Below are 13632 nucleotides of genomic sequence, written 5' to 3'. Positions count from 1 at the left end.
TACCTGGGCCTTCCTGCGGTGTTCGCGGCGGACCGTGCCGGCGGGCCGCGTGTCAAGGGCTCCTACACTGCCGGGTATGCATCCGAACCCCGCCGTCGAGATCGCCGGCCTGGTCAAGCGGTACGCCGGGAAAACCGCGGTGGACGGCCTGGACCTGCGCATCGACCGCGGCGCCGTGACCGCCGTCCTCGGCCCCAACGGCGCCGGCAAGACCACCACCATCGAGACCTGCGAGGGCTACCGCCGACCGGACGCCGGCACCGTGCGCGTGCTCGGCCTCGACCCGGTCCGGCAGGCCGCCGAGCTGCGCCCCCGGATCGGCGTGATGCTGCAGGCCGGCGGCGTGTACGCGGGCGCGCGGGCCGTCGAGATGCTCCGGCACACCGCCAAGCTGCACGCCCACCCGCTGGACGTGGACGCCCTCGTCGAGCGGCTCGGCCTGGACTCCTGCGGCCGCACCGGCTACCGCCGGCTCTCCGGCGGCCAGCAGCAGCGCCTGGCGCTGGCGATGGCCGTGGTCGGCCGCCCCGAGCTGGTCTTCCTGGACGAGCCCACTGCCGGCTTGGACCCGCAGGCCCGCCGCGCCACCTGGGAGCTGGTCCGCGACCTGCGCCGCGACGGCGTCACCGTGGTGGTCACCACCCACCACATGGAGGAGGCCGAGGAGCTCGCCGACCGGGTCGCCATCGTCGACCGCGGCAAGGTGATCGCCGAGGGCAGCCCGGCCGAGCTGTGCCGCGGCGGCGCCGAGGACAGCCTGCACTTCGAGGCCCCCGCCGGACTCGACCTCGGCGGCCTGGTCAAGGTGCTGCCCGACGGCGCCACGGCCACCGAGCCGACCCCCGGCCGCTACCGGGTGCAGGCCTCCCCGGTCGACCCGCAGCTGGTCGCCACGGTGACCGGCTGGTGCGCGAGTGCCGGGGTACTGGCGGAACGGATGACGGTGCGGCAGCGCACCCTCGAAGAGGTCTTCCTCGAACTGACCGGACGGGAGCTGCGCTCATGACCACCTATTCGCCCGCCCCCGGAGCGGCCCCGGTCGGCCGGATGCTGCTGGCGCAGACCGCCTTCGAGACCAGGATGCTGCTGCGCAACGGCGAGCAGCTGCTGCTCACCGTGGTGATCCCCACCGTGCTGCTGGTGCTGTTCAGCGCCGTGGACGTGGTCTCGGTGACCGGCCCGGGCAAGCGCGTCGACTTCCTGGCCCCGGGTCTGCTGGCGCTCGCGGTGATGTCCACCGCGTTCACCGGGCAGGCCATCGCCACCGGCTTCGAGCGGCGCTACGGCGTGCTCAAGCGGCTCGGCGCCAGCCCGCTGCCGCGCTGGGCGCTGCTCACCGCCAAGACCGGCTGCGTGCTGGTCACCGAGGCGCTGCAGGTGGCGCTGCTGTCGGTGATCGCGCTGGCGCTCGGCTGGTCGCCGCACGGCGACCCGCTCTCGGTGATCGCGCTGCTGATCCTCGGCACCGCCGCGTTCTCCGGACTCGGCCTGCTGATGGCCGGCACCCTCAAGGCCGAGGCCACCCTGGCGGCGGCAGGCAGGGCAGGATCTGGCCCCCGTCGGTGAACGTCCAACCGTTGTTGTCGCCGGGCTTCGGGTCGGGGTCGTCGCCCGCCACCACCTTGATCTCATAGGTGATCGGCTGCGGGTGGTCGATCGGAACGTCGAAGACCTGCTTGAGCTCCTTGCCGAAGTTCTGGTTGTCGAGCTCGACCTTGCCACCGATGGTGACGACGACGCTGTTCGCCACCTTGTCGTTGTAGTTCTCCAGGTCCACCGAGAGCGAGTTGCAGGTGGCGTGGTCAGTGTGCCCGTGCGCCGACGCGACACCCGCGAACGTGACAACGCCGGCCACGGCGAGCGCCCCGGCCCCAGCCAGGCGGCCCGACAGCCGCCTCAGTCGTGCCATAACGTGATCCTCCCCAACTAGGCTGCGCAGCACGGACGTTGCATGATCGTGAGCGACCGGCTACATGTGGTGCCCGGGACTCTACCGCCCAACCCGGCAGCACGACCCCCGAACAGAACGACTGGAACAGAACTGGCGCTTCGGGACTATTCATGCCTGGAATCACGCACAGGCGTAAGCCCCCCCTGGCGATCACCCCGACCACCGGGGCACGCAGGACCCATTGACGCGGCGTCAGCCGTCTCCCCCGCACTCCGCCGCCCGGCCACCACAGCGACCCCACCGGCGGTCTGGTACGAGTGCGCCCTCATCGGTGCCGCACCCGCCACACCGGGGTTGGTTACGGACCGGCCGAGTGTGGCCTACGGTTGGACCTCTCGTATGCCCAAGTCACGGAGTAGGCGTGCCCGGTAAGCCAACGGTCGATGCGGTGCTGTTGACCATGAACGACCGTCCTGCCGAACTGCGGCTGGCCATGGAGTCGTTGCTCTCCCAGTGCGAGGTCGACCTCAGGGTCGTCATCGTCGGCAACGGCTGCGAGCCCGACTACGTGCCCTCGGGGGTCAGGGCGGTGTCGCTGCCTGAGAACGTGGGGATCCCCGGTGGCCGCAATGTCGGTGCCGAGGCGCTCTCCGGAGAGGGCTCGGGCGAGTTCATCCTGTTCTTCGACAACGACGCCGTCCTGCCAGAGCGTGACACGGTCGCGAGGCTCGCCGCCGAGTTCGATCGGCACCCTGATGCCGGGTACGTCCAGCCACGGATCGTGGATCCGGCCGGCGGCACCACACTTGGCCGATGGGTTCCACGCCTGCGATCGAAGGATGCGGCCAGGCCTGGTGTCGTCACGGTGATGGCGGAAGGGATCGTGCTCGTCCGGCGGGCGGACTTCGAGGCCGTGGGCGGCTGGCCCGGGCACTTCTTCCTGTTCCACGAAGGCGTGTGGCTCTCGTGGCACCTGTGGGACCTGGGCCGGATCGGCTGGTACGCGGCGGACGTCGAGGTGCACCATCCGGCGACGGATCCGGCCCGCCACGAGCCCTACTACCGGATGGTGGCGCGCAACCGTGTCTGGGTCGCGTACCGGCTGCTGCCGGCGCCACTCGTGCCGCTCTACCTCGCCGCCTGGGTGGTGATCAGTGTCTGGCGGTTCCGGTCGTCGGGGAACCTCGGAGTGTGGTTCCGGGGCCTGGCCGAAGGACTGGCACGCGGCCACGGCGAGCGCCGGCCGATGTCGTGGCGGACGGTGTGGCGCCTCACCCGGGCCGGCCGGCCACCGATCGTCTGACGCCCCCGCCCTTGTGCCCCCGCCGAAAGATCCGCTATAAGCCCACCTAGGATGAAGGGCGTGCGTACCCCCTTCTCGCTGCTCGCCGAGCGCTGGCAGCCCTCCCCCGCCATCGTCCGCCGGGCCGCGCTGTCAGCCGTCGTGATGGCGGTCGTGATCGTGGTGACCGGTGGCGCGGTGCGGCTGACCGGGTCCGGGCTCGGCTGCCACACCTGGCCCACGTGCACTGGCGAGAGCATCACGCCGACGCCCGCCAACGGGCTGCACGGCAAGATCGAGTTCACCAACCGGATGCTGACCTACGTGCTGTGCGCGGCGGTCGGCTGGTTCATCCTGGCGGCCCGGTGCTCGCGGCCCTGGCGGCAGAGCCTGACCAGGTGGGGCTGGGCGCAGTTCTGGGTGGTGATGAGCAACGCGGTGCTGGGGGGCATCACGGTGCTGGTCGGCCTCAACCCCTACGTGGTGGGCGCGCACATGCTCTCGGCGCTCGCGCTGCTGTGGATCGCGGTGCTGGGCTGGGAGCGGAGCAAGGAGGGCGACGGGCCGGTGCGGCCGCTGGTGGCCGAGCCGCTGCGCAAGCTGAGCTACCTGCTGGTCGCGGTGGTCTGGGGGCTGGTGGCCGCGGGCACCCTGGTGACCGGCGCCGGGCACCACCCGGGCGACTCCAGCGACGTGCCGCGGATCTCGTGGCTCAGCTACGACCAGCTGACCCAGGTGCACGCGGACTTCGTCTTCCTCACCGTCGGGCTCTCGCTGGCGATGGTGTTCATCCTGGGCGCCGTGAAGGCGCCGGCGCCGGCCAGGGCGCGGGCCCGGGAGCTGTTCCTGGTGCTGCTGGCCCAGGCGGTGATCGGGTACGTGCAGTACTTCACCGACGCGCCGGAGGTCCTGGTCGGCCTCCACATGCTGGGCGCCTCGCTGGTGCTGATCGCCGCCGTGCGGATCCCGCCGGCGCTGCGCACCCGGGGCGAGCTGCCGACCGACCTCCCGGCCCAGGCGGCCGCCATGGAGACGGCCGCGGCCTGAGCAGAGAAGAGCGAGCACGCACGGCAGAGGCCCTGACCCCCACTCCGCACCCGGGGGGTCAGGGCCTCGCCGTTCCGGCGGTCGGACGATCAACCGCCGAGCTGGATGCCGGCCATCCGCTTCCACTCGTACTGGCCGGTGCGCACCTTGAGGCCGAGCTCGCCCTCGAAGGAGTCGTGCAGGGTGATGCCGGCCAGCTCGGCGGCCCGGCGGCCGACGGCGTAGTCGGGGGCCACCTGGTCGCCCCAGGAGCCGTCCGCGCCGACCACCACGATCCGGGTGGCGGACCGGCCGACGTACTCCACCACACCCTCGGCGCTGCCTCCGTGCTGCTTGCTGAAGGCGGTCAGGTGCTTGGCGAGGCGCTTCGCGCGACGCTCGGTGCGGGCGTCGGCGGCGGGGGCGGGGGTCTCTGCGCTGCTCATGTCCGGCATGCTACCCACGGGTAGTGGCACTGGCGACGCCCGGGGCGTGTGCCACGGGCCACAACCCAGCCTACGGCCTAGCCTTGGCCCCATGACCTTCGACGGCTGGCCCGCCGAGGCCCTCGAGTTCTACGAGGGTCTGGAGGCGGACAACTCCAGGACCTACTGGTCCGCGCACAAGGCGGTCTACGAGGAGGCGGTGCACGGGCCGATGGCCGCGCTGCTGGCGGAGCTGGCGGACGAGTTCGGACCGGGCAAGATCTTCCGACCCAACCGGGACCTGCGGTTCAGCGCCGACAAGTCGCCCTACAAGACGCACATCGGAGCGCTGTTCGAACGAGGTGGCTACGTCCAGCTCTCGGCCAACGGTCTGGCCGCCGGGCTCGGCATGTTCCACCTGGCGGCGGACCAGCTGGACCGCTACCGCCGCGCGGTCGCCGAGGACGTCACCGGCCGGGAGCTGGAACGGGTGATCGCGGCGCTGGCGAAGAAGCGGATCGAGGTGGTGGGGAGGGACTCCCTGAAGAGCGCACCGCGCGGCTACCCGAAGGACCACCCGCGGATCGAGCTGCTGCGGCACAAGGGCCTGATCGCCTGGCGGAAGTGGCCGGTGGAGCCGTGGCTGGGCACGGCGGAGGCCAAGAAGGAGGTCGTCGCCTTCCTGCGCGGCGCCCGCCCCTTGCACGACTGGCTCGGCACCCGGGTGGGGCCGAGCCAGTCGTAGGTCACCGGGGTCAGCGCAGGAACGGGTCCACCGCGACCGCGACCATCAGCAGTGTCAGGTAGGTGATGGACCAGTGGAAGAGCCGCATCTCCTTGAGCTTGGCGCCCACCACCCCGGCCTTGGCGCGCGAGTACAGCCCGTGCGCCTCCTTCAGCCAGAAGGCGCCCAGCAGCGCCGCCGCGCTCGGGTAGAGCCAGCTGGTGTGGTCCAGCGGCCAGAGCGCCAGCGAGACCACCACCATGACCCAGCTGTACGCGACGATCTGCTTGGCCACCGCCAGGTTGCCGGAGGTCACCGGCAGCATCGGCACCCCGGCCTTGGCGTAGTCGTCGCGGACCTTCATCGACAGCGGCCAGTAGTGCGGCGGGGTCCAGAAGAAGATCACCAGGAAGAGCACCAGCGGCGCCCAGGAGAGCGAGTCGGTGACCGCCGCCCAGCCGACCAGCACCGGCATGCAGCCGGCGATCCCGCCCCAGACGATGTTCTGCGCGGTCCGCCGCTTCAGTCCCATGGTGTAGACGAAGACGTAGAACAGGTACCCGGCCAGCGCCAGCCCCGAGGCCAGCCAGTTCACCAGGAAGCCCAGCCAGAGCGTGGCGGCCACACCGAGCGTGATGCCGAAGACCAGCGCCTCGCGCGGCGAGACCATCCCGGTGACCAGCGGGCGCCGCTCGGTCCGGCTCATCACCGCGTCGATGTCGCGGTCGTAGTACATGTTGAGCGCGTTGGCGCCGCCGGCCGACAGGTAACCGCCGAGCACGACCTCGAGCACCGTGAGCAGGTTCGGCACCCCGCGTTGCGCCAGGAACATCACCGGCACGGTGCTCATCAGCAGCAGCTCGATGATCCGCGGCTTGGTCAGTGCGACGAATGCCCCGACACGGGCCCCCAGCGGCCGGTGTGGGGGGATCGTCCCGAGGACCCCGGCGGGGCGGGATTCGACGGCGGTCACGAACACCCCAACTGAAGATGAATCTTCGCAGACGTCCCCGGGTCGAATGTGCTCGTGAATCCGTTCACGCTGCGCGTACCACGCCACCTTAGACGGTGCATAGATGGCGATCCGCTCCGGGGTCTCCCGACGGGGCCCCGGCGCACTCCGGCGGGTGAACCGCGCAGTTCGCCGGGGAGCGGGCCCGGCGGCACCGGGTGAAGGTGGTACCGGCGGGCGTCACCGCACTCCACACAGTACGGCCGGGAATCCCAGCTCAAAACTCCCGGTTGCGCCACGACGGAAGGCGGGCCCCGGCGCGGACGGTAGGCTCGGCCATTGAAGCGGGAACCCTCCGTGACCGGCTACACCGAACATGCGTCAGGCCCACAGTGTCGTGGCCGCCGACCCGGTCCCTTCACGGGGTCACACCTCAATACGGAAGGAGCCCTGAGAAGGGTGAGCACGACGCCGACGAACGCAATTGACTGGTCCGCGCTGGACGAGCGCACGGTGGACACGGCCCGCGTGCTGGCCATGGACGCGGTGCAGAAGGTCGGGAACGGACACCCCGGCACTGCGATGGCCCTCGCTCCGGCCGCCTACATGATCTTCCAGCGCTTCCTGCGCCACGACCCGACCGACCCCAACTGGGTGGGCCGCGACCGCTTCGTGCTGTCGCCGGGTCACACCAGCATGACCCTGTACACCCAGCTCTTCCTCTCCGGCTACGGCCTGGAGCTGGACGACCTGAAGTCGTTCCGGGTGCACGGCAGCCGGACCCCGGGCCACCCGGAGCACGGCCACACCGCGGGTGTCGAGACCACCACCGGCCCGCTCGGCCAGGGCATCGCCAACGCCGTGGGCATGGCGATGGCGGCCCGCTACGAGCGCGGCCTGTTCGACCCGGACGCGGCGCCCGGCACCTCGCCGTTCGACCACACCATCTGGGCCATCGTCTCCGACGGCGACCTGGAGGAGGGCATCTCGGCCGAGGCCTCCTCGCTGGCCGGCCACCAGAAGCTGGGCAACCTGGTCGCGCTCTACGACGACAACCACATCTCGATCGAGGGCGACACCCAGACCGCCTTCTCCGAGGACGTGCTGGCCCGCTACGAGGCCTACGGCTGGCACGTTCAGCGGATCGCCCCGAAGGCCAACGGCGACGTCGACGTGCAGGCGCTGGCCGCCGCGCTGACCGCCGCCAAGGCCGAGACCTCGCGCCCGTCGATCATCGGGATGCGCACCATCATCGCCTGGCCGGCGCCGAACGCGCAGGACACCGCCAAGGCGCACGGCTCGGCGCTCGGCGCCGAGGAGATCGCCGCCACCAAGAAGGTGCTGGGCTTCGACCCGGAGCGCACCTTCGAGGTCAGCGACGAGGTGCTCAGCCACGCCCGCCAGGTGATCCAGCGCGGCAAGGCCGCCCGTGCCGAGTGGGAGCAGGGCTACCTGGCGTGGCGCGACGCCAACCCGTCCCGCGCCGCCGAGTTCGACCGGATCCAGGCCGGCGAGCTGCCCAACGGCTGGAAGAAGGAGCTGCCGCAGTTCCCGGCCGGCAAGGACGTCGCCACCCGCAAGGCCAGCGGCGACACCCTCAAGGCGCTGGGCGCGCTGATCCCGGAGCTGTGGGGCGGCTCGGCCGACCTCGCCGAGTCCAACCTCACCACCATCGACGAGGGCAGCTCGTTCCTGCCCGACGGCAACCCGCTCAAGGGCGCCGGCCCGTACGGCCGGACCATCCACTTCGGCATCCGCGAGCACGCCATGGGCTCGACCATGAACGGCATCGCGCTGCACGGCAAGACCCGGGTCTACGGCGGCACCTTCCTGGTGTTCTCCGACTACATGCGCCCGGCGGTCCGACTGGCCGCGCTGATGAAGCTGCCGGTCACCTACGTCTGGACGCACGACTCGATCGGCCTCGGCGAGGACGGCCCGACCCACCAGCCGGTGGAGCACCTGGCCGCGCTGCGCGCCATCCCGGGCCTGTCGGTGGTCCGCCCGGCCGACGCCAACGAGACGGCCGTCGCCTGGCGCACCGTCCTGGAGCGCCAGACCGTGCACCCCGGCCCGGTCGGCCTGGCGCTGACCCGCCAGGGCGTGCCGACCTGGGACCGCGAGGTCTTCGGCTCCGCCGACGGCACCGCCAAGGGTGGCTACGTGCTGGCCGAGGCCTCGACCGGCGTGCCGCAGGTGATCCTGATCGGCACCGGCTCCGAGGTGCAGCTCGCGGTCAAGGCCCGCGAGACCCTGGAGGCCGAGGGCATTCCGACCCGCGTGGTATCGATGCCGTGCGTCGAGTGGTTCAACGAGCAGGACCAGGCCTACCGCGACCAGGTGCTGCCGCCGAGCGTCAAGGCCCGGGTGTCGGTCGAGGCCGGCATCGCCCAGGGTTGGCGCGAGCTGGTCGGTGACGCCGGCCAGATCATCAGCCTGGAGCACTTCGGCGCCTCCGCCGACTACAAGGTGCTGTACCAGGAGTTCGGCATCACCGCCGAGGCGGTGGCGCACGCGGCGCACAAGTCGCTGCGCTCGCTGGAAGCCGTCAACCGCTGATCCGGCCGCCCCGGCTGCACGATACGAAGAGGGACTGAACATCATGACTGACGCACTGAAGCGCCTCAGCGACGAAGGCGTGTCGATCTGGCTGGACGACCTGAGCCGGACCCGCCTCAACACCGGCAACCTGGCCGAGCTGGTGCAGAGCAAGCACGTGGTGGGCGTGACCACCAACCCGACCATCTTCCAGAAGGCGATCGCCGGCAGCGGCGACACCTCCTACGACAGCCAGCTGCGCGACCTGGCCGTCCGCAAGGTCACCACCGAGGAGGCGATCCGCATGATCACCACCTCGGACGTGCGGGACGCCGCCGACGTGCTGCGCCCGGTCTACGACGCCAGCAACGGCCGCGACGGCCGGGTCTCCATCGAGGTCGACCCGCGGCTGGCCCACGAGACCGCCCCCACGGTGGCCGAGGCCAAGCAGCTGTGGTGGCTGGTGGACCGTCCCAACGTGTTCATCAAGATCCCGGCGACCATGGGCGGCCTGCCCGCGATCAGCGAGGTGATCGGCCGGGGCATCAGCGTCAACGTCACCCTGATCTTCTCGCTGGACCGCTACAAGGCCGTGATCGACGCCTTCCTGACCGGCCTGGAGCAGGCCAAGGCCAAGGGCATCGACCTCTCCTCGATCGAGTCGGTGGCCTCGTTCTTCGTCTCCCGCGTCGACACCGAGATCGACAAGCGGCTGGACGCGATCGGCACCGACGAGGCCAAGGCGCTGCGTTCCAAGGCCGCGCTGGCCAACGCCCGGCTCGCGTACCAGGCGTACGAGGAGGTCTTCGGCTCGGTGGACGGCAAGAAGCCGGCCTCGGAGCGCTGGAAGGCCCTGGAGGCGGCCGGCGCCAAGCCGCAGCGCCCGCTCTGGGCCTCCACCGGTGTCAAGGACCCGTCGCTGCCGGACACCCTGTACGTCACCGAGCTGGTCGCCCCCGGCACCGTCAACACCATGCCCGAGGCCACCCTGGACGCCACCGGCGACCACGGCCAGGTCACCGGTGACACCATCACCGGCGACTACGCCGGCGCCAAGGCCGTGCTGGACGCGCTGGCCGAGGTCGGCGTGGAGTACGACGACGTGGTGCAGGTCCTGGAGGACGAGGGCGTCCAGAAGTTCGAGGCCTCCTGGCAGGAGCTGCTCGACACCGTGACGGCCTCGCTGGCCGACTTCGCCGACGGCAAGTGACACCTACTCGCACCGAAAGCTGAGGGCGGAGCCCACCAGTGAGCAATGCACAGGAATTTCCTGACCTTGAGGGGGCCGAGGTGACGCAGGGCGACAACGTTGCGCGACCGGTGAACCCGCTGCGGGATCCGGCCGACCGCCGGCTGCCGCGGATCGCCGGACCGTCCGGTCTGGTCATCTTCGGTGTCACCGGGGACCTGTCCCGGAAGAAGCTGATGCCGGCGATCTACGACCTGGCCAACCGCGGCCTGCTGCCGCCGGGCTTCTCGCTGGTGGGCTTCGCCCGCCGGGAGTGGGAGGACGAGGACTTCGCGCGGGAGGTGCACGACGCGGTCAAGGACCACGCCCGCACCCCGTTCCGCGAGGAGGTCTGGCAGCAGCTCGCCAAGGGAATGCGGTTCATCCAGGGCGACTTCGACGACGACGACGCCTTCGACAACCTGCGCCAGACCATCGAGGACCTCGACAAGGCGCAGGGCACCGGCGGCAACTTCGCGTTCTACCTGTCGGTCCCGCCGCGCTTCTTCCCCAACGTGGTCCAGCAGTTGAAGAAGCACGGGCTGGCCGACCCGCCGGCCGGCTCCTGGCGCCGCGCGGTGATCGAGAAGCCGTTCGGCCACAACCTGGAGACCGCCCAGGAGTTGAACCGGATCGTCCACGAGGTCTTCCCGCGTGACGAGGTCTTCCGGATCGACCACTACCTGGGCAAGGAGACGGTCCAGAACATCCTGGCGCTGCGGTTCGCCAACTCGATGTTCGAGCCGATCTGGAACCGGTCGTACGTCGACCACGTGCAGATCACCATGGCCGAGGACATCGGCATCGGCGGCCGGGCCGGCTACTACGACGGCATCGGCTCGGCCCGTGACGTCATCCAGAACCACCTGCTCCAGCTGATGGCGCTGACCGCCATCGAGGAGCCGGCCTCGTTCCACCCCAAGGCCCTGGTGGCGGAGAAGCTCAAGGTGCTCAGCGCCGTGCAGCTGCCCAAGGACCTCGGCAAGCACACCGTGCGCGGCCAGTACGCGTCCGGTTGGCAGGGCGGCGAGGAGGTGGTCGGCTACCTGGACGAGGACGGCATCAACCCGGAGTCCAAGACCGACACCTACGCGGCGATCAAGCTGGAGATCAACAACCGCCGCTGGGCCGGGGTGCCGTTCTACCTGCGCACCGGCAAGCGGCTGGGCCGCCGGGTCACCGAGATCGCGGTGGTCTTCCAGCGCGCCCCGTACCTGCCGTTCGACTCCTACGCCACCGAGGAGCTGGGGCAGAACGCCCTGGTGATCCGGGTGCAGCCGGACGAGGGCGTCACGGTGCGGTTCGGCTCCAAGGTGCCGGGCACCTCGATGGAGGTCCGGGACGTGACCATGGACTTCGCCTACGGCGAGTCCTTCACGGAGTCCAGCCCGGAGGCCTACGAGCGGCTCATCCTCGATGTGCTGCTCGGTGACGCCAACCTCTTCCCGCGTCACCAGGAGGTCGAGCTGTCCTGGCAGATCCTCGACCCGATCGAGAAGTACTGGGAAGAGCACGGCAAGCCCGCACAGTACCCGGCCGGCACCTGGGGGCCGGTCGAGGCGGACGAAATGCTCGCACGAGACGGCAGGAGCTGGCGCCGGCCATGAGGATCGACCTGACGGACACCACGTCCAGCAAGATCAACAGCGCCCTGATGGACGCCCGCCGGGCCAGCGGCTCCACCGCGGCCGGCATGGTGCTCACCATGGTCATCGTGGTGGACGAGGGCAGCGCCTACGACGCCCTCAAGTCCGCCAACGACGCCTCCCGTGAGCACCCCTCGCGGATCCTCGCCGTCATCAAGCGGGCCGGCCGTTCGCCGCGGGCCCGCGCCGGGGCCCGGCTGGACGCCGAGATCCTGGTGGGTTCGGCCGCCGGCTCGGGCGAGACGGTGGTGCTGCGGCTGCACGGCGAGCTGACCTCGCACGCGCAGTCGGTGGTGCTGCCGCTGCTCCTGCCGGACGCCCCGGTGGTGGTCTGGTGGCCGGAGAACGCGCCGCTGAACCCGGCCCAGGACCCGCTGGGTGCGCTCGCCCAGCGCCGGATCACCGACGCGGTCACCGCCGAGTCGCCGGTCGGCCAGCTGGCCGTGCGCGCGGACAGCTACACCCCGGGCGACACCGACCTCGCCTGGACCAGGATCACCGGCTGGCGCTCGATGCTGGCCGCGGCCCTGGACCAGAAGCCGGTCCGGATCACCGGTGCGGTGGTCGAGGGCGAGTCCTACAACCCCAGCGTCGAGCTGCTCGGCCTCTGGCTGCACGACCGGCTGCACGTCCCGGTGCAGCGGATCGTCACCGACGGTCCGGGCATCACCGCGGTGCGGCTGCGCACCAAGGACGGCGACATCGTGCTGGACCGGCCGGACGGCCTGATGGGCACCCTGTCCATCGCGGGCGCGCCCGACCGGATAGTGGCACTGAAGCGGCGCGACACCGCCGAGCTGATCGCCGAGGAGCTGCGCCGGCTGGACGAGGACGCCATCTACGCGGCGGCCGTGCGGACCAGCGTGGAGAAGCTCACCGACGAGGAGGCGGCGGTGGAGTCCAAGGCCGCGACCGCGCCGGTCGCCGAGGCGGTCGCCCAGGCGGCCGGCGAGGTGGCCGAGGAGGACACCGAGGCGGCGACGAAGCCGGCGGCCAAGAAGACCGCAGCCAAGAAGAAGGCGGGCGCGTGACCGGCGTGCCGCAGCTGGTGGTGCACCGCGACAAGGAGCTGATGGCCCGGGCGGCCGCCGCGCGACTGATCACCAAGATCGTCGACGCGCAGGCCGCCCGGGGCACGGCCTCGGTGGTGCTCACCGGCGGGCGCAACGGCAACGCGCTGCTGGCCGCGATCGCCGAGTCCCCCGCCCGGGACGCGGTGGACTGGTCGCGGCTGGACCTGTGGTGGGGCGACGAGCGCTTCGTGCCCGCCGCCGATCCGGAGCGCAACGCCGTCCAGGCCAACGACGAGCTGCTGTCCAAGGTCCCGCTGGACCCGGCGCGGGTGCACATCATGCCCGCCTCGGACGGGGTGGCGGGCGCCGATGTGGAGGCCGCCGCGGAGCGGTACGCCGAGGAGCTGGCGGCCGCTGCCGGCCCCGAGGACCACATCGGGGTGCCGGCCTTCGACGTGCTGCTGCTCGGCGTCGGCCCGGACACCCATGTCGCCTCGCTCTTCCCCGAGCACCCCGGCGTGCGGGAGACCGCGCGCACCGTGGTCGGGGTGCGCGGGGCGCCCAAGCCGCCGCCCACCCGGATCTCGCTCACCCTGCCCGCCATCCGGGCGGCCCGCGAGGTCTGGCTGCTGGCGGCCGGCGAGGACAAGGCGGACGCGGTGGCGCTGGCCCTGACCAGCCCGGGTGAGCTGCAGGCCCCGGCCTCCGGCGCGTACGGCACGGTCCGCACCCTCTGGTTGCTGGACCGGGCGGCGGCCGGCAAGCTGCCGCCGGCGCTCTACCCTCCGGCCTCGGCCTGAGCCGGCCGCCGTCAGTCCCCGGTCGTGGGGGCTGACGGCGGCCGGGAGGTGCAGCCAGCCCGTGGGCGGGGGCAGCGAAATGACTGAGGGGCGGTGCGCACCAGCGC

Annotated in this window: 12 protein-coding genes and 1 pseudogene; 10 read left to right on the top strand and 3 right to left on the bottom strand. The window is 71.4% G+C overall.

The window, feature by feature from the left end:
• The first annotated feature begins 76 nt into the window (after positions 1 to 76).
• The gene (locus LN042_RS04760; RefSeq protein ID WP_230048700.1) at positions 77 to 1006 is read left to right on the top strand and encodes an ABC transporter ATP-binding protein; all 930 of its coding nucleotides are present in this window, start codon (positions 77 to 79) and stop codon (positions 1004 to 1006) included.
• Positions 1003 to 1536: pseudogene (locus LN042_RS04755) on the top strand (ABC transporter permease); the annotation flags it as partial. The gene LN042_RS04760 and the pseudogene LN042_RS04755, both read left to right, overlap by 4 nt.
• Here LN042_RS04755 and LN042_RS04750 read toward each other — a convergent pair.
• On the bottom strand, positions 1508 to 1909 hold the full coding sequence (locus tag LN042_RS04750) for a hypothetical protein (RefSeq protein WP_230048699.1): 402 nt from the start codon (positions 1907 to 1909) through the stop codon (positions 1508 to 1510). The pseudogene LN042_RS04755 and the gene LN042_RS04750 overlap by 29 nt on opposite strands.
• A gap of 442 nt (positions 1910 to 2351) precedes the next feature.
• On the opposite strand from LN042_RS04750, the gene LN042_RS04745 reads away from it, so the two are divergent.
• Positions 2352 to 3194, top strand: a complete 843-nt coding sequence (locus LN042_RS04745) for a glycosyltransferase family 2 protein (protein WP_230049010.1) — start codon at positions 2352 to 2354, stop codon at positions 3192 to 3194.
• Positions 3195 to 3245: 51 nt separating this feature from the next.
• Complete coding sequence (locus LN042_RS04740; RefSeq protein ID WP_230048698.1) at positions 3246 to 4220, top strand: COX15/CtaA family protein; 975 nt, start codon at positions 3246 to 3248, stop codon at positions 4218 to 4220.
• A gap of 89 nt (positions 4221 to 4309) precedes the next feature.
• Here LN042_RS04740 and LN042_RS04735 read toward each other — a convergent pair whose 3' ends face one another.
• On the bottom strand, positions 4310 to 4645 hold the full coding sequence (locus LN042_RS04735) for a hypothetical protein (protein WP_230048696.1): 336 nt from the start codon (positions 4643 to 4645) through the stop codon (positions 4310 to 4312).
• A gap of 91 nt (positions 4646 to 4736) precedes the next feature.
• Here LN042_RS04735 and LN042_RS04730 point away from each other — a divergent pair, with 91 nt between their 5' ends.
• Positions 4737 to 5369: a DUF2461 domain-containing protein gene (locus LN042_RS04730; protein ID WP_230048694.1), complete on the top strand. Its 633-nt coding sequence runs from the start codon at positions 4737 to 4739 to the stop codon at positions 5367 to 5369.
• 10 nt (positions 5370 to 5379) lie between these two features.
• Here LN042_RS04730 and LN042_RS04725 read toward each other — a convergent pair whose 3' ends face one another.
• Positions 5380 to 6327 (bottom strand): heme o synthase, encoded by a 948-nt coding sequence (locus LN042_RS04725; RefSeq protein WP_230048692.1) that lies wholly within the window; start codon positions 6325 to 6327, stop codon positions 5380 to 5382.
• A gap of 432 nt (positions 6328 to 6759) precedes the next feature.
• Here LN042_RS04725 and tkt point away from each other — a divergent pair, with 432 nt between their 5' ends.
• The 5 genes from tkt to pgl all read left to right on the top strand — a co-directional run bounded on the left by tkt (position 6760) and on the right by pgl (position 13525).
• Positions 6760 to 8859: a transketolase gene (gene tkt, locus LN042_RS04720; protein WP_230048690.1), complete on the top strand. Its 2100-nt coding sequence runs from the start codon at positions 6760 to 6762 to the stop codon at positions 8857 to 8859.
• Positions 8860 to 8902: 43 nt separating this feature from the next.
• On the top strand, positions 8903 to 10048 hold the full coding sequence (tal, locus tag LN042_RS04715; protein WP_230048688.1) for a transaldolase: 1146 nt from the start codon (positions 8903 to 8905) through the stop codon (positions 10046 to 10048).
• Between the two features lie 110 nt (positions 10049 to 10158).
• Complete coding sequence (gene zwf, locus LN042_RS04710; RefSeq protein ID WP_230049008.1) at positions 10159 to 11673, top strand: glucose-6-phosphate dehydrogenase; 1515 nt, start codon at positions 10159 to 10161, stop codon at positions 11671 to 11673.
• Positions 11670 to 12743 carry a glucose-6-phosphate dehydrogenase assembly protein OpcA gene (gene opcA, locus LN042_RS04705; RefSeq protein ID WP_230048686.1) on the top strand — a complete coding sequence of 358 codons (1074 nt, stop codon included), beginning with the start codon at positions 11670 to 11672 and terminating at the stop codon, positions 12741 to 12743. Before zwf ends, opcA begins: the two co-directional genes overlap by 4 nt.
• The gene (gene pgl / locus LN042_RS04700) at positions 12740 to 13525 is read left to right on the top strand and encodes a 6-phosphogluconolactonase (RefSeq protein WP_230048684.1); all 786 of its coding nucleotides are present in this window, start codon (positions 12740 to 12742) and stop codon (positions 13523 to 13525) included. The genes opcA and pgl overlap by 4 nt, the downstream gene beginning before the upstream one ends.
• Positions 13526 to 13632 lie beyond the last annotated feature (107 nt).

The organism is Kitasatospora humi (assembly GCF_020907985.1).
GTDB classification, from domain to species: Bacteria; Actinomycetota; Actinomycetes; order Streptomycetales; family Streptomycetaceae; genus Kitasatospora; species Kitasatospora humi.
This window is presented reverse-complemented; position numbering and strand designations above follow the sequence as displayed.

Excerpts from the sequence above, each read along its gene's own strand:
- LN042_RS04760 (WP_230048700.1), top strand. The coding sequence starts at position 77 with ATGCATCCGAACCCCGCCGTCGAGATCGCCGGCCTGGTCAAGCGGTAC.
- LN042_RS04750 (WP_230048699.1), bottom strand. The coding sequence starts at position 1,909 with ATGGCACGACTGAGGCGGCTGTCGGGCCGCCTGGCTGGGGCCGGGGCG.
- LN042_RS04745 (WP_230049010.1), top strand. The coding sequence starts at position 2,352 with ATGAACGACCGTCCTGCCGAACTGCGGCTGGCCATGGAGTCGTTGCTC.
- LN042_RS04740 (WP_230048698.1), top strand. The coding sequence starts at position 3,246 with ATGAAGGGCGTGCGTACCCCCTTCTCGCTGCTCGCCGAGCGCTGGCAG.
- LN042_RS04735 (WP_230048696.1), bottom strand. The coding sequence starts at position 4,645 with ATGAGCAGCGCAGAGACCCCCGCCCCCGCCGCCGACGCCCGCACCGAG.
- LN042_RS04730 (WP_230048694.1), top strand. The coding sequence starts at position 4,737 with ATGACCTTCGACGGCTGGCCCGCCGAGGCCCTCGAGTTCTACGAGGGT.
- tal (WP_230048688.1), top strand. The coding sequence starts at position 8,903 with ATGACTGACGCACTGAAGCGCCTCAGCGACGAAGGCGTGTCGATCTGG.
- opcA (WP_230048686.1), top strand. The coding sequence starts at position 11,670 with ATGAGGATCGACCTGACGGACACCACGTCCAGCAAGATCAACAGCGCC.